This is a genomic window from Dyadobacter arcticus (assembly GCF_011762185.1).
Lineage (GTDB): Bacteria > Bacteroidota > Bacteroidia > Cytophagales > Spirosomataceae > Dyadobacter > Dyadobacter arcticus.
The window spans coordinates 204,037-227,241 of record NZ_JAASQJ010000004.1; the positions used below are offsets into that span (position 1 = coordinate 204,037).

The 23,205-nt window shown below is 45.2% G+C and carries 14 protein-coding genes; 6 read left to right on the forward strand and 8 right to left on the reverse strand.

Annotated elements, in window-relative coordinates:
• Positions 1–54: 54 nt before the first annotated feature.
• Both FHS68_RS19735 and odhB read left to right on the forward strand, forming a co-directional pair.
• Positions 55–2,817, forward strand: coding sequence for a 2-oxoglutarate dehydrogenase E1 component (locus tag FHS68_RS19735; RefSeq protein WP_167273854.1), 2,763 nt, complete (start codon positions 55–57; stop codon positions 2,815–2,817).
• Positions 2,818–2,866: 49 nt separating this feature from the next.
• Positions 2,867–4,507 carry a 2-oxoglutarate dehydrogenase complex dihydrolipoyllysine-residue succinyltransferase gene (odhB, locus tag FHS68_RS19740; RefSeq protein ID WP_167273857.1) on the forward strand — a complete coding sequence of 547 codons (1,641 nt, stop codon included), beginning with the start codon at positions 2,867–2,869 and terminating at the stop codon, positions 4,505–4,507.
• A gap of 65 nt (positions 4,508–4,572) precedes the next feature.
• Here the strand turns inward: odhB and FHS68_RS19745 are convergent, their stop codons facing one another.
• Both FHS68_RS19745 and dtd read right to left on the reverse strand, forming a co-directional pair.
• Positions 4,573–4,899, reverse strand: coding sequence for a nucleotide pyrophosphohydrolase (locus tag FHS68_RS19745; RefSeq protein ID WP_167273860.1), 327 nt, complete (start codon positions 4,897–4,899; stop codon positions 4,573–4,575).
• A 15-nt stretch (positions 4,900–4,914) separates the two neighbouring features.
• On the reverse strand, positions 4,915–5,367 hold the full coding sequence (gene dtd / locus FHS68_RS19750) for a D-aminoacyl-tRNA deacylase (protein ID WP_167273863.1): 453 nt from the start codon (positions 5,365–5,367) through the stop codon (positions 4,915–4,917).
• 229 nt (positions 5,368–5,596) lie between these two features.
• On the opposite strand from dtd, the gene FHS68_RS19755 reads away from it, so the two are divergent.
• Entirely contained in the window at positions 5,597–8,008 is a 2,412-nt protein-coding gene (locus FHS68_RS19755) for a cellulase family glycosylhydrolase (RefSeq protein WP_167273866.1), read from the forward strand.
• Positions 8,009–8,029: 21 nt separating this feature from the next.
• On the forward strand, positions 8,030–9,457 hold the full coding sequence (locus FHS68_RS19760) for an L-serine ammonia-lyase (RefSeq protein WP_167273869.1): 1,428 nt from the start codon (positions 8,030–8,032) through the stop codon (positions 9,455–9,457).
• 11 nt (positions 9,458–9,468) lie between these two features.
• On the opposite strand, the gene mgtE is transcribed toward FHS68_RS19760, so the two are convergent.
• Both mgtE and rsmA read right to left on the reverse strand, forming a co-directional pair.
• A complete protein-coding gene (gene mgtE, locus FHS68_RS19765) occupies positions 9,469–10,821 on the reverse strand; it encodes a magnesium transporter (protein ID WP_167273871.1) in 1,353 nt (450 codons plus the stop codon).
• 96 nt (positions 10,822–10,917) lie between these two features.
• Positions 10,918–11,712: a 16S rRNA (adenine(1518)-N(6)/adenine(1519)-N(6))-dimethyltransferase RsmA gene (gene rsmA, locus FHS68_RS19770; protein ID WP_167273875.1), complete on the reverse strand. Its 795-nt coding sequence runs from the start codon at positions 11,710–11,712 to the stop codon at positions 10,918–10,920.
• A 91-nt stretch (positions 11,713–11,803) separates the two neighbouring features.
• Between rsmA and FHS68_RS19775 the strand changes: the two genes are divergently transcribed.
• Both FHS68_RS19775 and FHS68_RS19780 read left to right on the forward strand, forming a co-directional pair.
• Positions 11,804–15,412 carry a PAS domain S-box protein gene (locus tag FHS68_RS19775; protein WP_445438745.1) on the forward strand — a complete coding sequence of 1,203 codons (3,609 nt, stop codon included), beginning with the start codon at positions 11,804–11,806 and terminating at the stop codon, positions 15,410–15,412.
• A 167-nt stretch (positions 15,413–15,579) separates the two neighbouring features.
• Positions 15,580–18,504, forward strand: a complete 2,925-nt coding sequence (locus FHS68_RS19780) for a TonB-dependent receptor domain-containing protein (RefSeq protein WP_167273881.1) — start codon at positions 15,580–15,582, stop codon at positions 18,502–18,504.
• 91 nt (positions 18,505–18,595) lie between these two features.
• On the opposite strand, the gene FHS68_RS19785 is transcribed toward FHS68_RS19780, so the two are convergent.
• The 4 genes from FHS68_RS19785 to FHS68_RS19800 form a co-directional block, all read right to left on the reverse strand.
• Positions 18,596–19,246, reverse strand: coding sequence for a LysM peptidoglycan-binding domain-containing protein (locus tag FHS68_RS19785; protein ID WP_167273883.1), 651 nt, complete (start codon positions 19,244–19,246; stop codon positions 18,596–18,598).
• 60 nt (positions 19,247–19,306) lie between these two features.
• Positions 19,307–19,798 carry a 5-(carboxyamino)imidazole ribonucleotide mutase gene (gene purE, locus FHS68_RS19790; RefSeq protein ID WP_167273886.1) on the reverse strand — a complete coding sequence of 164 codons (492 nt, stop codon included), beginning with the start codon at positions 19,796–19,798 and terminating at the stop codon, positions 19,307–19,309.
• Between the two features lie 10 nt (positions 19,799–19,808).
• Positions 19,809–20,945: a 5-(carboxyamino)imidazole ribonucleotide synthase gene (locus FHS68_RS19795; protein WP_167273889.1), complete on the reverse strand. Its 1,137-nt coding sequence runs from the start codon at positions 20,943–20,945 to the stop codon at positions 19,809–19,811.
• Positions 20,946–21,049: 104 nt separating this feature from the next.
• On the reverse strand, positions 21,050–23,110 hold the full coding sequence (locus FHS68_RS19800; RefSeq protein WP_167273893.1) for a BatA domain-containing protein: 2,061 nt from the start codon (positions 23,108–23,110) through the stop codon (positions 21,050–21,052).
• Between the last annotated feature and the right edge of the window lie 95 nt (positions 23,111–23,205).

Here is a 23,205-nt window from a genome sequence, read left to right on the forward strand (position 1 = left end):
ATGTTTACATAACTCTCGTACCTTTGTTCGATCAATGAAATACTCACTTTTGTGATGGATAAATACACATATATAGCAAATTCCGACGCCGCTTATATTGACGAATTATACAATTCTTATAAGCAGGATGCCTCTTCGGTAGACGAAGGATGGCAGAAATTTTTTGAAGGTTATGACTTTTTTCAAAAGTACCCCGTTAACGGTAACGGACATACAAATGGGGTTGCAAATGGCAAGGAAACGGCTTCAACTGCAAAGGTAGATCCTTCCCGCATTCGCAAAGAAATGGAGGTTGTCCATCTGATCCGCGGTTATCGGTCAAGAGGTCACCTGGTTTCCACGACAAATCCGATTCAGAAAAGAAAGGACCGACAACCACAACTGGATATCGCAGATTTTAATTTGGGAGCCGAAGATCTGGAAACGGTTTTCGAAGCCGGAGTTGAAGTCTTTGGAAGGCCGGCAACGCTTCGTGAGATCGTCGATTCACTAAAAACGATTTATACAAGAAATATTGGTTTCGAATACCTCTACATCCGGGACCGCGAACAAAAAAGCTGGCTTCGTAAGAAAATTGAAAAGGAAGCATTGAATATGACTTTCTCTATTGACGAGAAAAAGCATATTCTCTCCAAGCTCAATGAAGCCGTTGTTTTTGAAAATTTCCTTCATACAAAATACCTTGGACAGAAGCGTTTCTCGCTCGAAGGAGGTGAAACAACAATTCCTGCACTCGACGCTATGATCAACAAAGCCGCAGAAATGGGCGTTGTGGAAGTGATGATCGGTATGGCGCACCGTGGCCGTTTGAATGTTCTTGCCAATGTGATGCAAAAGACATACGGACAGATTTTCAACGAGTTCGAAGGAAATTTGCCCGATCAGGTGTGGGGTGATGGTGATGTGAAATACCATATGGGTTTCGCCAGCCAGATTATTACCAAAGAAGGTAATAAAGTACATCTTAAACTTGCACCCAATCCATCTCACCTTGAAGCCGTTAATCCGGTTGTGGAAGGTTATATCCGCGCCAGGGCAGACGGAATGTATGATAGTGATTATGACCGTGTTTTGCCTGTTCTTATACATGGCGACGCGGCGGTAGCTGGTCAGGGAATTGTGTACGAGGTTACGCAAATGTCGGCCCTGAATGGATATTATACTGGTGGAACGATCCACTTCGTAATCAATAATCAGGTAGGTTTCACCACTGACTTTATTGATGCAAGATCAAGCATCTATTGCACTGATGTCGCTAAAATCGTCGATGCACCTGTCCTCCACGTTAATGGTGACGATCCGGAGGCAGTTGTTTTCTGTATGCGTCTGGCCGTTGAGTATCGTCAAAAGTTCAATAAAGATATTTTTATAGATATGGTTTGTTATCGCCGTCATGGTCACAATGAGGCGGATGAACCGAAATTCACGCAGCCGGTTTTGTACAAATCGATTGAAAACCACCAGAATCCACGCGAAATCTATCAGAAAACGCTGGCTGAACGTGGAGATGTTGATGCGCAGCTGGCAGCCAATATGGATAAGGAATTCAAACAGCTTCTTCAGGAGCGTTTGGATATGGTAAAGCAAAAAGCTTTGCCCTATACATTGCCGAAGTTGGAACAACAGTGGCACAGCCTTCGCAAATCCAAACCAGAAGATTTTGAGAAATCGCCTGAGACCGGTGTGCCTCTCGAAACGTTAGAAAAAATTGGTAAAGCATTAATATCAACTCCTGAGAATTTCAGCCGCTTAAAGCAAATAGATAAGCTACTGAAAGATCGGGAGCAGATGATATTTGATAAAAAAGAGGTGAACTGGGCAACTGCTGAATTGCTTGCCTATGGTTCTATTCTCGTGGAGGGGAATATTGTTCGGTTAAGTGGGCAGGACGTTCAACGCGGCACATTCTCTCACCGTCACGCCGTCCTGCGGGATGTAGAAACAAACGATGCATATAGCAATCTTGAGCATATTCAGGAAGGCCAGGGGCCATTCATGATTTATAACTCATTGCTTTCCGAGTATGGCGTTTTAGGTTTTGAATTTGGGTATTCAATGGCCAATCCAAATGCCTTGGTAATATGGGAAGCGCAGTTTGGTGACTTTGCAAATGGTACCCAGGTGATCATCGATCAATTTGTTACATCCAGCGAAACCAAGTGGGACCGTTGGATAGGTCTGGTGATGTTGCTGCCGCATGGATATGAAGGCCAAGGTCCTGAACATTCCAATGCACGTCCGGAACGCTATTTGCAGCTTTCTGCAAACTACAATTTGATTGTCGCGAATGTCACGACTCCTGCTAATTTCTTCCATTTGCTGCGCAGGCAACTCAAATTTCCGTTCCGGAAGCCGTTGGTGGTGATGTCGCCAAAGTCAATGTTGAGGCACCCTTTGTGTGTATCTTCGATGGATAGCCTTGTGAATGGATCGTTTCAGGAGACTATTGGGGATAATTTTGCAGTTCCTGAAAAGGTCACAAAAGTGTTATTTTGTACAGGAAAGCTGTATTACGAGCTTTTTGAAAAACAACAGACGGATAAGCGAGATGATGTTGCGATTATTCGTCTTGAGCAAATGCATCCGTTCCCGCAAAGTCAGATTGACGCGCATTTAAGTAAATATGAAAATGCAAGTGCGTTTTGGGTGCAGGAAGAGCCGTTCAACATGGGTGGATGGACGTTTATGCTGAGAATGTATAAAGGTGCCAAACCACTCCAGGTTATTGCAAGACAATCAAGCGCTTCTCCGTCCACTGGATTCTCAAAAATCCATGCGAAAGAACAGGCAGAGATTATTAACAGGGCTTTTGAATAAAATTCCTATAAATTTTAGATTTTAATTCGATAACAAGATTGCACGTAAAATGGCTGAAATTGAGATAAAAGTACCGCCTGTTGGCGAGTCAATTACCGAAGTTACAATAGGAAACTGGTTCAAAAATGACGGCGATTTTGTAAAAATGGATGAGGTCATTTGCGGGCTTGATTCTGACAAGGCAACATTTGAGCTGACTGCGGAAGCAGAAGGTGTTTTGCATATCAAGGCGCAGGAAGGGGATACCCTGAACATTGGTGACATGATTGCAACGATTGAGTCTTCCAACGGGGCTTCACAGCCCGCAGCTCCAAAGCAAGAGGCAGCGGCTCCGCAAAATGCTGCGCCTGTTGAACCCGCCGCCGAAAAGTTGGAAGATAAAGCCGCTGAACCTGCGGCGGCCGCCCCAATTGCTGCCGCGCCATCGGGTGCCGCGCCAGTTGCTGCCGCACCGGGTAAAGCCTACGAAATGAAGGTGCCTGCGGTAGGCGAATCGATTACGGAGGTTACCATTGCTTCTTGGAGTAAAAAAGATGGCGATCATGTGGAAGTGGATGAAATCCTCTGCGAACTGGAATCGGATAAAGCCACATTTGAACTGCCCGCAGAAGCCGCCGGCACATTAAAAATTGTTGGAAAAGAAGGTGATATCCTGGCTATTGGGGCTGTCATATGCACTATTGAACCGGGAGCCGGTGCTCCCGGAGCTACGGCTCCGGAAGCTACAACAGCCGCTTCTTCGCAACCAGCCGCATCAAACGCTCCTGCTGCTTCTTCGGATAAAGGTTATAATGAAAAACACGCATCTCCTGTCGCCGCTAAAATTCTTGCGGAAAAAGGAATTGATCCAAAAGATGTGAATGGGTCGGGTTCGGGCGGCAAGATCATGAAAGACGACGCTTTGAAAGCGGGTAGCAAACCTGCTTCTGCGCCTCAGCCGGCCAGTGCGCCTGCAAAAGCAGCACCCGCAGCCTCGGCTCCGGTGGGAGCGAGAAGTCAGCGTCGCGAGAAAATGTCTTCGCTTCGTAAAACCATCGCACGCCGCCTTGTTGCAGTTAAGAACGAAACGGCCATGCTAACCACTTTCAATGAAGTGGATATGAAGCCTGTGATGGACTTGCGCAATAAGTTTAAAGACAAATTCAAGGAAAAACATGAAGTAGGTCTTGGGTTCATGTCATTCTTCGTGAAGGCGGTGACTGTCGCTCTGAAAGACTTCCCAGTCGTTAATGCTAGCATAGACGGTGAGGAAGTGGTTTATAATGATTTCAGCGATATTTCGGTAGCTGTTTCAACGCCTCGCGGATTGGTGGTACCGGTTATCCGTAACGCGGAAACATTGTCATTTGCGGCCATTGAAAAGGAAATCGTTCGCCTTGCAGTACGTGCACGTGATGGTAAGCTGGGACTTGACGAAATGTCGGGTGGCACATTTACCATTACCAATGGCGGAACATTCGGGTCAATGCTGTCAACACCAATCATCAATGCGCCGCAATCGGCTATTCTCGGGATGCATAACATTGTTGAACGTGCGGTAGTGGTTGAGGGTCAAATCGTCGTACGTCCGATTATGTACGTGGCACTTTCCTACGATCACCGTATTATCGACGGGAAAGATTCGGTTAGCTTCCTGGTTCGTGTTAAACAGCTTTTGGAAGATCCGATGAGACTGTTACTGGATATGTAACATCATAACATTAGTTCAAAGCAGAGTTTGGGAGACCAGACTCTGCTTTTTTGCTTTCCAGACATTCAAATTAGCTTTGGATTCTCTTTGTGCCTTTCTTTATCCCGATCCGTTTTTTTCTCAAGATTTTTCTCAAATGCTTCTGTCAGGTTAATCCCAGTTTGATTGGCCAGGCAGATCAGTACCCATAATACATCTGCCATTTCATCGCCCAGGTCTTTTCCCAGATCTGATTTCTTAAAGGATTGATCTCCATAAGTCCTGGCCATAATTCGGGCCAATTCGCCCACTTCTTCGGTGAGGATCGTCATGTTGGTGAGTTCGGAAAAGTAACGGACGCCGTATGTTTTGATCCAGCTATCGACTTGATTTTGAGCTTCTTGGATAGACATTTCTGAATAAGTGATTTATATTCTGTTTTTTGAATCGATAATGATGGTCACGGGACCGTCGTTGAGGAGGGCTACTTTCATATCGGCACCAAATATTCCGCATTGAATGGGTCTTCCAATTTCTTTTTCGAGTAAACGAATCATTTCCTCATATAATGGTATTGCAGCTTCCGGCTTTGCTGCTTCAATGAAAGAAGGTCGGTTTCCCTTTTTAGTACTGGCATGAAGGGTGAATTGACTGATCAACAGAATGTCACCAGACACCGATTTTAGATCCAGGTTCATCTTCCCTTCATCGTCGCTGAAAATCCGCAGACCTACGATTTTCTTTCCAAGCCATTCGATATCTTCATTTGTATCGAGATGTGTAATGCCCAATAGAACCAAGAATCCCGTCTTAATTTCCCCATTCACTATTTCGTCAATGGTTACCGATGCGCTGCTGACGCGCTGGACTACTGCAATCATGAGAATAAAACTATCATTAAAAACTTATATCAAAAATAGGGGTAATTGATTCGGTTCTATCTTTTCGGGAAAAGCTTTGCTTGAAGCAGCCATTTGCAGGCACGTCATCATAAGAATATGCCAATACCACTTAGTAATTTTAAAGTTATTTCGTAAACCAAAATAGAATATATTCTACGAAATGTTTAGATTCGATTAGTCTTATATTGGTTACTCATCAGAACGATATATGAAAAGATTTGAATACCTGGTCATTTTAATTTTGCTGCAACTAACTGTAATCGACCCTGTTGCGGCACTTGATGGTAGCGGTAGCATCACGTCTTCCGGCAAGACGAGAAGTTTTATTTTTCATGCACCTGGCGCGACGGTTGGTTTGAATCTGCCATTGCTTTTTGTTTACCATGGAGATGGTGGGTCCGGTGCGGGCATCCGGAATTCGACGGAATTCAATACCACTGCTGATAACAATAATTTTATAGTCGTATATCCCAATGCAGATAGCGACGGGAGTGGCTGGCACCGCGCCATTGACCAGACCAAAGATGTTAGATTCACTTCTGACCTAATCGACTATTTCTGTTCGACATACCATATCGATGCAAAGAAAGTATATGCAACCGGGCATTCTGCCGGGGGATATATGACTTATAACCTGGCGGTAAATCTGCCGAGCAGGGTCGCCGCATTTGCTCCGGTCTCTGGTAATATGTACGCCAACAATGGGGATTATGCTTATTTTACCGGGCCAAATTTTAAGCCGGTGCCAATCCTGCACATTCACGGAGATCCCGATAATGTCGTCGCCTACCCTGATCCAAATCACACGCCAACGGAATGGAATGAATGGCCACTGACAAGGTTTTCATACTCTAATTGTCAAAAAACCACTTACACCCTGCCAAACGATGAGCTGGTTCCCAATGTAGTTTCGAAGCTCAAATTCTGTGTCGGGAATCCACCGTTGGTAAAAGAAATCTCCATGATCAGAGTAGTAGGAACCGGTCACGGTTGGCCAAAAACGACCGGATTTGATCCAAACCAGGTGATTTGGGATTTTGTAAAAAACTATAATATTCCTGATGCGCAATCCTGTGCGGCTGTTCCGGAGGTTCCTACATACGCAGAGGGTACAATTCACTCTAATGGACGGACCATACTTGGTCCGTGTGAGACGGCCTTTATTCCAACTGGCGTTAATTATTCGCTAGCCGATGACTGGGAGTTTCCTGCGAATATTAACGGTGACCCGACGCACATTAACGATGAACTTTCTGCTCAGATCATTCAGGCTAACCCAAATACAGTCAGGATACAATGGTATGCGAATAGGGCCAGCGGGTGGAAATCGTATTCCATTGCAGACCTGGATGTGGTAGTAAGCCGCTTTCGCAATGCCGGCATCGTCTCAGTTCTTGAACTTCATGATGTAACTTGTTCAGATGACTACACAAAGTTCAATGCTACGGTGATGACCTGGTGGAAACAGCAGGCAGTGCTTGACCTACTCGACAAGCACAAAGGTTTTGTGATTTTGAATGTAGCCAATGAATTTGGCACGGTTCAATGGGCTTCTAATCCTGCAGCAGCTCAGGTTACCTGGGTTAATTTTTATAAAAATGTCATAACCGATTTGCGGAATGTAGGTATTGAAGTTCCAATCATGATTGACGCGCCGGATTGCGGTCAAAATCTGGATGTTGCCTTGCAAACCGGATCGGGATTGAAAACGCACGACCCTTTACACAACATTATCATGAGCGTGCATGCATACTGGTATGCCGACAATGCAGCAGCTATGGAGGCAAAGGCCGTGCAAATCGCGAACGCCCAGTTTCCGATTGTCCTTGGAGAAGTAGCGAATATTCAGGATGCATTTGGTAAGTGCTCCAGTGCCATCCTGGCTTACACCGATCTGTTGCGAAGCTGCAAAACGCATGGAATTGGATGGCTGGCCTGGACCTGGACAGACGATTGGTGTGACGGTGTCAATGGACGAAGGATCAGCACAAATGGAAATTATACGAACCTATCTGCTTATGGTCAGGCAATCATCAACAGCCCGGATTTTGGGCTGATTACAAATGCGGTAAAAATGGACGTTGCCTGTTTGGGCGGTCCATTACCGGTTAGTTTGATTTCTTTTAAAGCAGAAGAAACGGATGCAGGAGATATTAACTTGTCCTGGAAAACGGCTGAGGAGATCAACTTCAAAGGTTTTGAGATCGAACGCAGTTTGAATGGTAAAGATTTTTCCAGAATCGCCGCAATCGCGACGAAAGAACTTCAATCACAAAATACTTACGAGTACATGGATCGGGGCTTGAAGCAGGACGTAGGTTACTACCGCCTGAAAATGGTCGATCTTGACGGAAGCTATACTTATTCCAGTGTGGCTGTTGTGATTAGGAAAAGGGATTCAGAACTAACAGTATACCCGTCCCCAGCGCAGGATTTTGTACTTCTGAATGCGCAAGAGCATGATTTTCCCGCAAAAGTGAAAATTTTAGACTCGAATGGCAGATCAATTATTTCTCAAATCATTCAGAAAAAGGACGAAAAAATAAATATAGCGAGCCTCGCCGAAGGGTTGTACATTGTGGTCATGAATGACAAAGTCGTGGGGAAGCTTTTGAAATAATTCCCGTGAATTCATGGAACGATGAAAGACGAACGCATATCTGTTTTTGACATATTTAAAATCGGTATTGGGCCTTCCAGTTCTCATACTTTGGGGCCATGGCGGGCTGCACAGCTTTTTCTGGAAGCTTTAAGTTCAAAAATTGGCTTGCAAAATGTGCAGTCGTTAAAAGTGCATTTATATGGATCTCTGGCCAAAACAGGTAAGGGGCACGGGACGGACATTGCTGTCATACTCGGCCTGAGTGGTTATGATCCGGTCACAGTTGAAACCGCTTCCATCGATCAGATTCTCAGTGACATTGCAGCCAGCCAAACCACCCTGCTGCATGGAGAAATGAAGATTGGCTTCTCCCCAAAAGAGGATGTGATCTTTCATAAATCCGAATCACTTCCTTTTCATCCCAATGGCATTACCTTTTTCGCAGAATGCGGGCAGTCCGGCGGTTTTGAAGAAACTTACTATTCGATTGGCGGCGGCTTTGTGATTCAGGAGGGAGAACATAGCGAGGGTAACATCAAGCCAGTCGAATTGCCTTATCCTGTTGATTATGCCTCGGACCTGTTGCAATGGCACCGGGTTTCCGGGAAAGAGATTTGGCAGATTGTTTTAGAAAATGAACAGGTTTGGAAGGATGAAACTGCCATAAGGAGTGATTTGATGAACATCTGGAAGGTCATGCAGGAAAGCATTTTTCATGGCTGTCAGACTAGCGGTATCCTTCCCGGCGGACTGCAGGTTCAGCGACGGGCAGCAGCGTTAAATGAACGATTACTCAAAGGAATCATGTGCACCGAATGTGACGAATGGGTGGATTCGATTAGAGAGAGTGGCGCAGGATTTAACTACACGCTCGATTGGGTAAGTTGTTTTGCATTGGCGGTTAATGAGGAAAATGCTTCTTATAGTCGTGTCGTTACCGCTCCTACCAATGGTGCAGCAGGCGTTATTCCCGCAGTTTTACAATTTCACCTGGCCTTTTGCGGCGGCACTGACGAAGATATTTTCAGATTTCTTTTAACCGCCGGCGAAATAGGAAGCATATTCAAAAAAGGCGCTACCATTTCCGCTGCAATGGGTGGTTGCCAGGCGGAAATCGGCGTTTCTTCTGCAATGGCGGCAGCAGGCCTTGCCCAGGTTTCGGGCGGTACAGTGGAACAATGTTTGATGGCAGCCGAGATCGCAATGGAGCACCATTTGGGAATGACCTGCGATCCGGTTGGTGGATTGGTTCAGATTCCCTGCATTGAGCGAAATACGATGGGTGCCATCAAGGCGATTACTGCTTCCCAATTGGCTTTACAAAGCAATCCGCAGGATGCGAAAGTTTCGCTGGATAATGTGGTGCAAACCATGTGGCAAACTGCTCTGGATATGAATCACCGTTACAAAGAAACCTCCGAAGGCGGCCTCGCCATCAACATTCCGATCAGTTTGAGCGAATGCTAGCAAGATTGTCACTACAAGTTCAGTAGCAAATGCGCCAGTCCAAAATAAACACCGTAACCGATCAGGTCATTGGCCGTGGTAATGAATGGTCCTGATGCGACGGCGGGATTAATACCAATTTTTTCAAGGAGAATGGGCGTAATGGTTCCCATAAAAGAAGCAAGGAAAACGACGGACATTAGCGCTGTTGAAACTACCAACGCCAATTGCACATCATTGCCTATCAGCAGGTTGAATCCAAATACGATGATACTGATAATGAGTCCGTTGATAGAAGCGACGGCGAACATTCTAATCAGGCGCTGACCAACAGTGGTATCAAGTCCTGTTTTATCGGCGAGGCTTTGCAAAATGATTGAAGAAGTCTGGATACCGACATTTCCGCCCGTGGAGCCAATAATCGGAATAAAGGCGGCCATTGCTGGTACGATTTTGAGATCGCCTTCGAAAAAACTGATAAATTTCGCAGCTAATATTCCCCCCATCATTCCGACCAACAACCAGGGTAAACGTGCTTTCGTTTGCTGCCAAATGGTATCGTCCTCCTCTACATCACCCGTAATACCCGCCATCGCCAGTGTATCCGAACTCGCCTGATCGGTAATCACATCGATCACGTCATCAATGGTGATACGTCCGAGGAGCTTACTTTGTACATTCACAACGGGCAATGCATCCAGATCGTAACGTTGCATAAGCTCCGCCACTTCCTCCGCCGGCCGGTAAGTTTCCACAAAAATGACATCCTTGTCGTATAAGCTTTCGATTTTCGTGTTTTTATGCGCAAGAACAATTTTCTTAAGCGAGAGAATACCTAATAATTTCCCAAAATCGTCCACTACATAAACGGAGTATACTTTACCAACATCCTCCGCCTGTTTTCGCAGCTCTTCGATGCATTGATTGACAGTCCAATTAACATTTGCCTTTACAAGCTCTTTCTGCATCAAACCACCCGCAACATCCTCATCATAATGTAAAAGATCCAGAATGAACCGGGCCTGCTCGCGGTCTTCAAGCAACGCAATAACCTCTTCTCTGACCCGGATCGGCTGTTCATTCAGCAAATCCACGGCATCATCCGAATCGAATAGATTGACAAATTTGGATATCTCTTCGGAATTGAATGCTTTCAGGAATTCACGTCGATCATTTGGATCCATGTCGGCCAGAATAGCCGCACCGGTTTCAATATTAAGCTGACTAATCAGGAATTTTGCACTTTCTGTTTCCAGCTCGTACAACAGACTGTTAATGTCCGTTGGAAACAGATTTTCCATCTCCGACTGGATGGTGGCGGAATCTTTTCTCTCGATAAGTTCCTGAATATGATCTACGTATGGCTGGGTTAATTCAAAGGTCATGTTGAGGTAGCTTGGCGATTGGTTGGCTTTTTTAGCTCATAGCTATTAGCACTTAGCTTTTAGCTTATTTTTTGGCGTCAGGGCAAGGTATTGAAGTTATCCGGGCAGCCTTTGGGCGATTTGGGTTAGGATTACGAAATCGCTGACGGCTAACTGTTCGGCGCGTTTCGTGAGCAGCGGATGGTCGGGGAATTCGCCTATCGGCTTCAAGGCGTTTCTTAATGTTTTTCTTCGTTGATTAAATGCTGTTTTAACCACCCTAAAAAACAGTTTTTCGTCGCAATCCAGGTCAGTAACCGCATTGCGCCGCAGTCTGATCACCCCGGACTGCACTTTTGGTGGTGGATTGAATGCACCTGGGGGTACAGTGATCAAATAGTCGATATCGTAAAAGGCTTGTAATAGCACGCTTAAAATGCCGTAATCCTTATTTCCAGGCGGCGAGGCAATTCTTTGAGCTACTTCTTTCTGCAGCATACATACGACCTCGGGTATCCTATCCCTGATTTGTAAGGCGCGGAAAAAAATCTGTGAGGAAATGTTGTACGGGAAATTGCCAATGATTGCGAAGCTTCCCGAAAAGAATTCGTCCGGATTGAATTTTAAGAAATCGCCTTCAATAATCCTTGGCGCAAGTTCTTCGTAGTTTTTTTGCAGATATGCCACCGATTCGACATCAATCTCGATCACATGCGTTGTAAATGCGGTCTTATTTAATAAGTACTGGGTCAACACACCCATACCGGGACCAATCTCCAAAACCTGCTCATAATCGCCATGTCCCGACAGCCCGTCGACAATTCTCTGGGCGACAAAAAGGTCTTTTAAAAAATGCTGGCCCAGGTGTTTTTTAGCCCTGACTTTGGAGTCGTCCCTATTTTTATAATTCATTTTCACGAACCAAAATTAAGGCTTAATTCGTAGATTTATTGAATAAAGAATTGCGAGGAAACTTAAAATTACATTGTCCAGAACCATGGAAATGATTTTGTCCAACACTGACTGGCAGACTATACATGCTACTCTTCAGCATCTAAATCTGATCGGGATCACATTTTCACCAGACTTTGTCATCCGCAACATCAGCGCACATGCATTGATGAAAACAGGTTGGCAAGAGTCTGATTTGGTGGGACATAGCCTTTTTGAAAAACTGATTCCCGGGGATGAGGGTCAGGAAGTAAGGCAGATGCTGGAAGAGGGGATTCAGGGCATTCGCAAGCTGGAACAAAGGGAGATTCCATTTCTCGCACAAAAGGGAACATTACGCACATTCTCCATCAATTCGGTGCTGATGCATCGGGAACATGATGAAGTGGAATGTGTCACACTCGTCGGCGATGACATCACCCGCCGCCGCAGAATGGAATCGTCCATTGCCAAGTCTAATTCCCAACTCCAAGATCTGGTCGATAATACCAGCGATCTGATCCAGCTGGTGGCAATTGATGGCAAATTCATTTTTGTCAATAAAGCCTGGCGGGAGGTTTTGGGTTATGGTTTGGATGAGATTGCTTCAATGCGATTGGAAGATATCCTGCATCCGCAACACAAAGAAGAGGCGCTGGCCCAGCTTAAATTGATTGAACAAGGTAATGCAAACCCGAATTTTGAAGCGGTTTTTTTGAGCAGGGAAGGCAGGAAAGTCTTCGTCTCGGGAAGTGTAAATTGCCGGTATGAAAACAATAAGCCCACTGCATTCAGGTGCATATTAAACGATTTTACTGAAAAGATCAGGGCGGAGAAGGCACAGAACCTGTATTACAGCATTGCCAACTGGACGGTTACCACCCAAAATCTCGATGATTTTTACCAAAGTATCCATGAAGAGCTTGGAAAGATCATCGATGTCAAGAACTTCTTCATTGCACTTTACGATCCGAGCAAGAGCTTCATTTATTTCCCTTATTATGTAGATCAATATTTCAAAGGTAATGTGCGGTTTACCAAACGTAAGCTGGGAAATGGCCTGACCGAATATGCCATTGCGTCCAATAAACCCCTTTTTCTTTCAGACGAAAATATTGAACAGCTTGCTAAAACCAACAGTCTTTACCTGTATGGCGTAACCCCCCGGCTGTTGCTTTGCGTGCCGTTGCGGATCGGGGATAAGGTTACCGGGATCATTGGGGTTAAGTCTTATGACGATCCAAATATGTTCGATACCCGTGACCTGGAACTGCTGGAATTTATATCCGGGCAGGTAGCGATGGCGATTGCCCGCAAGCAAAGCGAGGAGGAACTGAGCAAGTATGTCGCAAGATTAAACGCGATTTTCGACAGCAGCTCACATTTGATCTGGTCCGTCAACAAATCGTTGCAACTCACATCATTCAATAGAAATTATGCGGATCTGATCCAGAATCAGCTGGGCGTGAGGCCTTCGCTTCAATCTAGTGCCGAAAAATTTGGCTGGCGGATGGTGGGTAATAATAATCGCAGGACGCTTGAAACGAAGTATCGGCAGGCATTAAGGGGAGAAGCACAGTATTTTGAGTTCAGGATCGACCGAAATGACGGGGGAGAAATGTGGCTGGAATTTTACCTTAACCCCATTCATTATGCGGATGGCATGATTGAAGAAGTATCGGGTATCGCACGTGACATTACCCGAAGAAAAGGAGCAGAATTGTCGTTAAGACATAGCGAGGAGCTTTTCAGGGGGATTTTCGAAAACCTTCAGGACATTTATTGCCGGATCGGCAGAGATGGCGTGATCACCATGGTCAGTCAGTCGGTGCTGAAAAGACTGGGTTACCTTCCAGACGAAGTGATCGGACACAAAATCATTGAGTTTTTTCAGGATAGGAAGAAAATTCATTCAGCATTGATCCGGCTGCGTAAAACCAAAAGCCTGCGGAACCTTGAAATTACGATGTACCGCAAGGATGGTACAGAAAGGCAATTTATGATCAATATGCTCTTGTTTACCAATGATAAGGGTAAACCGACCGAAGTAGCTGTGCTGGCGCGGGATATTACTGAGCTCAAACGGAACGAGCTCGAATTGCTTAAAGCAAAGGAACATGCGGAACGATCCCTGAAAGTGAAGGAAGGGTTTCTTGCCAATATGAGCCATGAGATACGGACTCCAATGAATGGTGTGATAGGGATGATTGACTTATTGGGCGAAACGCCGCTCGATGTGGAGCAGAAGGATTATGTGCTTACCATTAAACGCTCTTCTGAAACGTTACTGAATATTTTGAATGACATTCTCGACCTTTCGAAAATAGAAGCGGGGAAGATGGAGCTGCACGAGGCACCGATTGCGGTTGAAGAATTGCTATTAAAACTCGTCTCGCTATTTGGGCAAACAGCCAAAAGCAAGAACAACACATTAAGCTACCACATCGCCGCAGATATCCCCAAGTTCATCATTGCCGATCAGACCAGGTTATTGCAGATTCTTTCGAACCTGACCTCCAATGCGCTGAAATTTACGGAAAATGGCTCGGTGAAAGTTTTCCTAACATTGGTAAAAAAGGACGGGTTGTTTCACAAAATCAAAGTGGAAGTGCAGGATTCCGGTATTGGTATCAGTGCTATGGACCGGCAAATTTTGTTTACATCTTTTACCCAGCTTGATAATTCGTCCAAGAAGTCTTTTGGCGGGACTGGACTGGGGTTGGCCATTTCAAAGCAGCTTTGCGCGCTGATGCATGGTGAAATCGGCGTGGAATCCGTGGTAGGAAAGGGAAGTACTTTCTGGTTCACGTTTGAAACCAAGGAAACGACCATTGCACAGGTAAGCATCATTGCCCCGGTTGAGGAAACCCCAATCGAAAACGTCTTCGCTGATTACCATCCCCGGATTTTATTGGTGGACGATAATGCGGTGAATAGAAAGGTAGCCAATGAAATTTTGAAAAAATCGGGGTGTTCCGTTGACCTGGCAGATAGCGGTTTCAAAGCGATTGAAATGGTCGGGTTACAGCAGAAATCGGCAGCGCCTGGGTACGATATCATTTTTATGGATATTCAAATGCCGGACATGGATGGTGTTCAAACATCTCAGGAACTGAAACAGCGATATCCCAATCTGCTGCCGCCAATTGTCGCCATGACGGCTTACTCAATGAAAGAGGACCGTGACCGGTTTATCAGTCAGGGTATGGATGATTACATTCCAAAGCCTATCCGCGCCCAAACGCTTGTTCAGAAAGTAAAGGAGATCCTGCGCAGCAGGGAAGGCAAACAGCCCGAAACCGTGCAAAAGGAAGCCGTTCCGGGACTTGTTTTACCGATCCTGGACAAAGAGATTATCGACCAGCTCAACGGAATTGGGGGAGCTGACTTGGTCTGGTCGGTTTTCGAAGACTTTGTAACCGAATCGAATGAATTGGTTGATGGTGCCCTGGAAGCCTATGATAAAAATGACATTGCTACCATAAAAAGTAATCTGCACACATTGAAAGGCAGCGGTGGAACGGTGGGTGTATCGCGGGTGGCCGAGATTGCACGCGATGCGGAATGGCGTCTGAAGTCCAACGATACCAGCACTTTATCGGAAGCGCTCCCGCTGCTTAAAAACGCCTACAACGAATTCCTCGATCAATATGAGGAACTGCTGAAAAAATGGCTTAAATGAATAATTGAAGCAAAAGCCCGGAAATCTTTCATTCTTTCAGTCGGCTAAAAATACGATTTGGTCTATGATTTAATGTACTTCTGTCGATTGTCAAGGCATGTAGTAAAGTGTGATTAAACTTTTGCATAAGAGCGTGCTCTAAACTGCATTAAACCTTTACAGAAATCATGAACAGACTTACATACATCGCCCTTTTACTTCTTCTCAGCTTCGCCATTTTTCAGAATGCGGAAGCACAGAACGCGCAGATCACTGGTACCGTGCTGGACAGCATTAACCGCTCAGCGGTTGTTGGCGCATATGTAGCCGTGAGCCGGAATGCTCCTAATGCAAAGCCGGAATACATCACTACTGATATTAACGGAAAATTTACTTTTACCGGCCTCACCAAACAGGTCTCTTATCTTGTGAAAGTTTCCTACCTCAGTTATAAAGATTTCACTCAAAACGTTACCATTATCAATGATATCCAGGATCTGGGCACCGTTCAGCTGACCGAAGCGATAGCAAACCTGAAAGAAGTGAAAGTCATCGGTCAGGTTACGGCAATGGAGCAAAAGGGTGATACGACCCAATTCAATGCGGCCGCCTTCAAAACAAATCCTGACGCGACAACGGAAGACCTTATTCAGAAAATGCCTGGCATCACTGTGACCAACGGAACGGTGACCGCGCATGGCGAAACTGTAAACAGGGTCCTGGTGGATGGTAAGCCATTTTTTGGCGAGGATGCAGCGCTTACATTGAAATCCCTGCCTGCGGAAATAGTTGATAAGATCGAAGTCTTCGATAAGCTGAGTGACCAGGCGCAATTCACCGGATTTGACGATGGTAATGGTCAGAAGACGATCAATATCGTCACCAAGGCCGATCGCAAAATGGGTCAATTCGGGAAGGTATTTGCGGGTTATGGTCTCGATAATCGCTATCAGGCCGGTGGAAATGTGAGTTTTTTCAAAGGCAACCAACGTATTTCGGTGATTGGCCTTAGCAATAACATTAACATGCAGAATTTTTCCAGCCAGGATCTGCTAGGCCTGACCGGTAGCAGCGGCGGTGGTGGAGGCGGAAGAGGTAATGCAGGTGGCGGCGGCGGCGCATCTAACAACTTTCTAGTCGGAAATCAAAGCGGGATAACCGGTACCAATTCTTTTGGTCTCAATTATGCCAATAAGTTTGGCAAGAAAGTGGATGTTTCGGGAAGCTACTTTTTCAACCGCACTGGCAATACCAATGCGCAAACTACTGAGCAGGAGTATTTTTTATCAGGAGGTCTTGGTAATCAATTTTATAATGAAAGCAGCAGAACATCCAGTATCAATGCGAATCATCGGCTGAATTTCCGGCTGGAATACAACATTAATCCTAATAACTCCCTGATCGTAACGCCACGGCTGAGTTTTCAGGATAATAACTCAAATAGTTTGAAAACCGGATTAACGACATTGGCCGATGGCAGCAATCTGAACAGCCTGGATAATACCCAGCGCAACCTGAACAGCGGCTATAATTTCTCCAATGACGTTTTGCTCCGCCATAGCTTTGCAAAAAAAGGCCGGACTGTGAGTTTCAATGTCAACACCCAACTGAACGACCGGAATGGTACCAGATACCTTTATTCCAAAAACTTATATTATAATAACCTGACCTCACCAGACTCTCTGATGGCTAGAATGATGGGTGACACGACCGATCAAAAGAGCTACACGTATTCAAACGGGACAACCTGGGGTAGTAACATCATTTATACAGAACCGATCAGCAGCACTGGTCAATTGCAGTTCAATTATGGACTGACGCTCAGTAACAGCAATTCCAGCCGGGAAACATATAATATGAGTTTTGATGAAAATACTTACTCAGACCTGGATACATTGTTATCTAACAATTTTGATAACCGTTATACTACAAATCGCGCTGGCATAGGTTATCGTTATCGTAAAAACAGCTGGTCAGCGAACTTCGGAGTGGATTATCAAAATACAGGTTTATACAGCGAGCAGCTTGCGCCCAATGACACCAAAGTAGATCAGTCATTCTCCAATTTTTTACCAAATGTAATGTTGAGCTATCGTTCCAAAGAAGGTACCCAGTTCCGTGCATTTTTCCGGAGTTCGACCAACCAGCCTTCGATCTCGCAATTGCAGAATGTAATTGATAACAGCAATCCTTTATCACTCACGGCCGGTAACCCCAATTTGAAACAGGAATACCGGAACAACTTCAACGTCCGTTATTCGCTGGCAGGGGCAAAAAGACCATACAGCTTGAACGCCATGGTTTTTGTTACCCAAACCAACAATGCAATTGTAAACTCCACATTCATTGCGCAGGAAGCTACCACCTTACCAAGCGGAATTGTACTGGAACGCGGCTCGAAACTAACCTCGCCCATTAATGTCGATGGAAGCTGGAATGCCAGAACATTTCTCGCTTACGGAAAACCTGTCGCACCGTTAAAATTGAATGTCAATCTCACAACGGGCTTCAATTATGTGAGATCACCCGGGATGATTAATAATGTGGCCAACTTTTCCAATACTTATGCCGTTTCGCAAGGACTGGTACTGAGCAGCAACATTAGCGAAAAGCTTGATTTCACAGTTTCTTATTCTGGTAATTACAACATTGTACGGAACACAATTCAGCCCAATATCAATAACAATTACTACACCCAGGGGATTTCCGGCAGGGTTAACTGGATCTTTGGAAAAGGTTTTGTGGTTCAAAGTGACATCAGTAATCAGTCGTACCGGGGATTGGGAGCAGGCTATAACCAAAACTTCACTTTATGGAATGCAAGTGTTGGCAAGAAGTTTTTAAAAAACAATGCTGGTGAACTGAAACTGACGGTTTTTGACATACTGAAACAGAATAACAGCATCAGCCGCAATGTTACTGAAACTTACGTGCAGGATGTTACGAACCGGGTGTTGACGCAGTATGCCATGCTGACATTCACTTACACATTGAAGAATTTTGGCAAAATGCCAGTGAATGATAATTCCCGCAGACGTGAATTGGAAGGCGAAGGTGGTGATTTTCGCCGGAGCGGCGAAGGTGGCGGTGGCAGAGGTCCCGGATCTAATTAAATATTATTCCTGAATCCTCATATCAAGTGCAAAGAAAATCCCGGAACGGTCATCGCTCCGGGATTCTTTGTTACTATCAATATCGTCTCGCTTACTTCCTGTCAGGAAATGGAATAATCAATTTTTCACCTCTTTCGGAAAAGTCACGGGTTTTACCGTTGGCTTTCATGATTGCTTCTTTGGTAACACCATATTTATTGGCAACCACCCGAAGCACATCGCCAGGACCGACCGTATGCACCGCCTTAACCTGAATTTTCAATTTAGTAATTCCCGATTTGACGTCAGAAACAGATGAATTCAGTCCTTGTACCGTTGCTGTTTTAAGGTTATACCTGGAAGCAATGCTTGAAAAAGTTTCTCCGCTTTGAACGGTATGTGTAATTTCCTCTCCTCCTACAGATGCTGCTGATATCGCAGGCTTTTCTTCTTTTTCAGGTTTTTTAACTTCCTCTTTCGCTGGTTCTTTTACTGTTTCCTTTACCGCCTCCGCTTTTTCATCCGTCTTCGCAGCAATTGGGGCGGGTTCATCGGTAATCGGTTCTCCTACTGTTTCTTCAAGTGTTGAGTCGACAACAACGGACGTAAGTTCCTCTGAATTGGAAGAACTGTCAGAAATATATTCGTAACCCACATACAGCATCGCCAATACCAAAACAACCAAAACCAGTAGTGTGACAATAGGTAAATTTGACTTTTCAGTAGGACGGATGTTTCTTTTTTTGGGGAATTCGTCTTCCATGGCCGGGTTGGTAGTCAAAATTTATTGGAGTTAATTTTATACGAAATTACTAAAGACATACTACTTTACAAGTTCATTTCTCAATTCCTCATTCATCGCAGCGACTTTTTCTTTTAAGCTTTGCTTGAATAAATCGAGGCGTTTTCCGACCTCCTGATCACTCGTTCCGATAATCTGCGCCGCTAGTATTCCCGCATTTCTCGCTCCGTCCAATGCAACTGTTGCGACCGGAACACCCGACGGCATCTGCAGAATGGAAAGCACTGAATCCCAGCCGTCAATAGAGTTACTGGATAGTACCGGAACCCCGATAACAGGCAAGGAAGTAAGCGATGCAACCATGCCCGGAAGATGGGCAGCGCCACCCGCGCCGGCGATAATGACCTTCAATCCGCGATCCCTTGCCGAAGCTGCATAATCCAGCATTCGCTCAGGCGTCCGGTGGGCTGAAACGATTTCCATTTCAAATGCGATACCCAGTTCCGAAAGCGCGTCAGCGGCCTGCTGCATTACCTTTCTGTCGGAAAGGCTGCCCATGATTATTCCAACCATTGCTACTGTGTTAAGATTTTGTACTGATAACCCTGATACTCTTTTTGACAAAATCAACCTTTTCCTTCAAAGCATTAATATCGGAATCCATAATGGTAATATGACCCATTTTTCTGAAAGGCCTTGTAATTGCTTTCCAATACAAGAACGGAAAAACCTGTTCTGTTGCCAAAAGCGTTTCCATGCCTTCATATTCCGCAAGACCCTGAAAACCGTCTTCACCAAGCAGGTTAACCATCGCCGATGGCCCATAAGCATATGTACTTCCCAAAGGTAGGTTCAGAATAGCGCGCCAATGCTGCTCGTACTGGGAAGTTGCATTCGCGCGGATGGTATGGTGGCCGCTATTATGCGGACGTGGTGCAACTTCGTTGATAAGTATCTCGCCCTCTTTCGTCAAAAACAATTCAACGGCTAGCAAGCCCACAATTTGAAATGCTTCGGCCGTTTTTCGCGCAATTTCCTGTGCTTTCGCATCTGTTGATTGTGCGATTTCGGCAGGTGCAAACAGGTATTCGACAAGATTATGTTCGGGATGAAAAACCATTTCCACAGTTGGGAAAGTCGCTACTTCACCGCTTGCGTTCCTGGCTACAATAACGGCCAGCTCTTTCTCAAACGGAATGGCTTTCTCCAATAAACCGGGTTTGTCAAATGCTTTGTCCAGATCAGCCTCCGAAGTGAGGCGTTGTACGCCACGGCCATCGTACCCATCTTTACCGAGCTTGTGAAACGCGGGCAAAAACGCGATATGTCCCAAAACATCCGCCCGGTTTTCGGTTAGTATGAATGGTGCGGTCGGGAGATCGTTATCCAGATAAAATTGCTTCTGAATTCTTTTGTCCTGTATCAGGCGAATAACGGATGGTTGCGGATAGATCAGTTTTCCCTCTTTTTCCAATGCTTCGAGCGCGTCAACATTCACCTTTTCTATTTCAATCGTAATGATGTCCAGGTTTTGACCAAACTCGTAAACAGTTTGATAATCCTGTAAAGAGCCTTGTTGAAAGTAGGGGGCGATTTTCTTGCAGGGAGCATCAGCATCCGGATCAAGCACGTGGATATCAAGATTCCAGTCCACAGCAGCTTGTAAAAGCATGAGTCCAAGCTGGCCACCACCAAGAATTCCGATTCGGGAAGAAAGCATTGATGCGTTAAGTGATGATATGCAAAATTGGCTTAAAAAGCGCTAACATAAAACCGCAATCCAATGTTTCCGTCAATTTTTAAGAAATTCGACAAGCTATCTTGTTATTTCAATAACCGGATCAGTGTGATCTCAAGAAGGAGAAAGAAAAGGGCAGCATACAGGAAATATTTCCAAAGTGTAGTGCCCATGTTTTGTTGTTCAAATGCAGTTGAAAAAGCATCGTCATCGATCCGGTCGAAGACCTGGACGTTTTTTTGACCTGCAAAAACTGCCCTAAGTTCATCAGGCGAAAAATATTGGAGCTTGGATTCAGCATTGTTATGATTCAATGCGATGATCTGCTCTGTTTTTGTGCCGTTTACCAATTCATAATACCCTGCCGTAAGTCCCTCTCCTAACTGATCGCCTTCCGGGATTTCCAGCAAAAGCTGATTACCCGTAATGCGTTGAACCGGAATGAGTTCTGTCTTATTCCGCCTTAATTTAAAAACAGGATTAGGCCCTGCATCATTAATGGTTAGGCTGATCGGATTCTCGTCGAATGTATAGGAAGTTCTTTGCGCCCTCACACTGGATGCCGCGATTTTGTACATGATTGGGACAAAAATGGCGTGCTGTGCCATGCTGCCAAACTGTGGATTTAATGGCGCGGCAACAAGGTAAACCTTTCCGTTTCCTGCCGAGACTTGGTTAAGATAAGTCTGTCCGTCGCGCATGGCAAGTAACAACTGGCCAGTGTTTCCCCAACTCCAAACGGGAGAGGCGGAGGGAAGATTAAGATTGATTTCCTGGCGGACTGATTCTTCAAAAACATCACTAAAAAAGGGGTTATTGCGGTCGGGAGCAGCAATTTCAATAAGTGCGGGGCTTGCGTTTCCGGTAGAATTCAGTCCATTGATGCCGAAACCACTCAGAAAGCGACCATAATTGTCTGCATTAGGAGAAACGGGAGGCACAATGGCAAGACTACCGCCTTTCCTCACAAAATCCTGCAAATCCTGCGGCAATGTACCAGATAGCGAAGCCACACTTTCCAGGATCACCAGATCCGAACTTTTGATCAGCCCGGGATCAACGTTCTGCGCACTGAAACTTTGTAAAGAAAACAAACTGTCATTGTCATAAACATTCTCGATATAGTTTCCGCTGAATTTCTCACCATAGATATGCAGCACCCGGATCAGCGGCGAAGAATTGAGGACAAAATAGTAATCATTATCAAAAGTGACTGGGAAATCGTCAAAGGTGATTTGACCCTTTTTAAAACCTTTTCCTTTTAGATTGAAGTTAAACTTCGCGGTCGCAGTACCATTTGCAGGCACATTAACCGACGCCGTGGATGCCTGCGTGTTATCCAAACTAAGTTTCAAAACCACATTTTTTGCTTCCTCTTTGCCGGAATTGCTCACCTTTACGAACAATATGTTGTTTTGCAACTCACGGATAAATGGCGTGTTAAGCCAGGCTGAGTCCACAAACACATTTTTCTCCACCTCCGCCTGCACCGGCACCAGGAACAACTGGTTCGTTGTATCTGCTTTCAATTCCGACAGGTTACCTGCTGTGCTTTTCTGAAAGTCGGAAAACCAAAAAAACTGGTTCTTGCCAGAACTTTGATGACGGGCAACCAGGTTTTCCTGCCTTTTGTAAATCTGATCTAAAGTCCTTGGTGTATTGGAAAGACCAATGGTCGTAAGGCGGTCGCGCAGTTTTTCGGCTGGATATAGGCCCTGCTCCTGCGCAGAGAAATCATTGGTAATGAGTTGAAGGGAAGTAGCATTCTTGAAAATACCAAGCAGCTCGCTGAGTCGGCCGGTAGCAATATCGAGATAACGTTTGTTGTTAAGCTCGGTTTCCATGCTCATGGAATTGTCAAGGTAAAGACTTGTGATCCCTTTTTTATCGATGGCCACTTTGCTTTCTGCCGGAAGGAATGGTTGGGCGAAAGCCAGCGCCAGACAGGTAACGGCCAAAATGCGCGATGCGAGCACCAGCCAGTGCTTGATCTGCCGCACCGACCTGGTCTTGGTTTCTACTGCTTTCAGAAAGGCAACATTCGTGAAGTAAACTCTCTTTGTACGTCTGAAGTTAAAAATGTGTATGGCAATTGGAACGGATACAGCCAGTAATCCCCACAAAAATGACGGAAAAAGAAAACTCATTTAGCTTTTAATATTATCGTGTTTCAAGGAACATCAGGGATACCCAACCGCGTATTATGCATTCGAATGTTCAACGCTGTTAGCAAAGACAAATT

What these genes read in the sequence shown, in the direction of transcription:
- FHS68_RS19735 (WP_167273854.1), top strand. Translation starts at nt 55, where the DNA reads ATGGATAAATACACATATATAGCAAATTCCGACGCCGCTTATATTGAC.
- FHS68_RS19800 (WP_167273893.1), bottom strand. Translation starts at nt 23,110, where the DNA reads ATGAGTTTTCTTTTTCCGTCATTTTTGTGGGGATTACTGGCTGTATCC.
- odhB (WP_167273857.1), top strand. Translation starts at nt 2,867, where the DNA reads ATGGCTGAAATTGAGATAAAAGTACCGCCTGTTGGCGAGTCAATTACC.
- FHS68_RS19755 (WP_167273866.1), top strand. Translation starts at nt 5,597, where the DNA reads ATGAAAAGATTTGAATACCTGGTCATTTTAATTTTGCTGCAACTAACT.
- FHS68_RS19785 (WP_167273883.1), bottom strand. Translation starts at nt 19,246, where the DNA reads ATGGAAGACGAATTCCCCAAAAAAAGAAACATCCGTCCTACTGAAAAG.
- FHS68_RS19775 (WP_445438745.1), top strand. Translation starts at nt 11,804, where the DNA reads ATGATTTTGTCCAACACTGACTGGCAGACTATACATGCTACTCTTCAG.
- mgtE (WP_167273871.1), bottom strand. Translation starts at nt 10,821, where the DNA reads ATGACCTTTGAATTAACCCAGCCATACGTAGATCATATTCAGGAACTT.
- purE (WP_167273886.1), bottom strand. Translation starts at nt 19,798, where the DNA reads ATGGTTGGAATAATCATGGGCAGCCTTTCCGACAGAAAGGTAATGCAG.
- dtd (WP_167273863.1), bottom strand. Translation starts at nt 5,367, where the DNA reads ATGATTGCAGTAGTCCAGCGCGTCAGCAGCGCATCGGTAACCATTGAC.
- FHS68_RS19780 (WP_167273881.1), top strand. Translation starts at nt 15,580, where the DNA reads ATGAACAGACTTACATACATCGCCCTTTTACTTCTTCTCAGCTTCGCC.
- rsmA (WP_167273875.1), bottom strand. Translation starts at nt 11,712, where the DNA reads ATGAATTATAAAAATAGGGACGACTCCAAAGTCAGGGCTAAAAAACAC.
- FHS68_RS19795 (WP_167273889.1), bottom strand. Translation starts at nt 20,945, where the DNA reads ATGCTTTCTTCCCGAATCGGAATTCTTGGTGGTGGCCAGCTTGGACTC.
- FHS68_RS19760 (WP_167273869.1), top strand. Translation starts at nt 8,030, where the DNA reads ATGAAAGACGAACGCATATCTGTTTTTGACATATTTAAAATCGGTATT.
- FHS68_RS19745 (WP_167273860.1), bottom strand. Translation starts at nt 4,899, where the DNA reads ATGTCTATCCAAGAAGCTCAAAATCAAGTCGATAGCTGGATCAAAACA.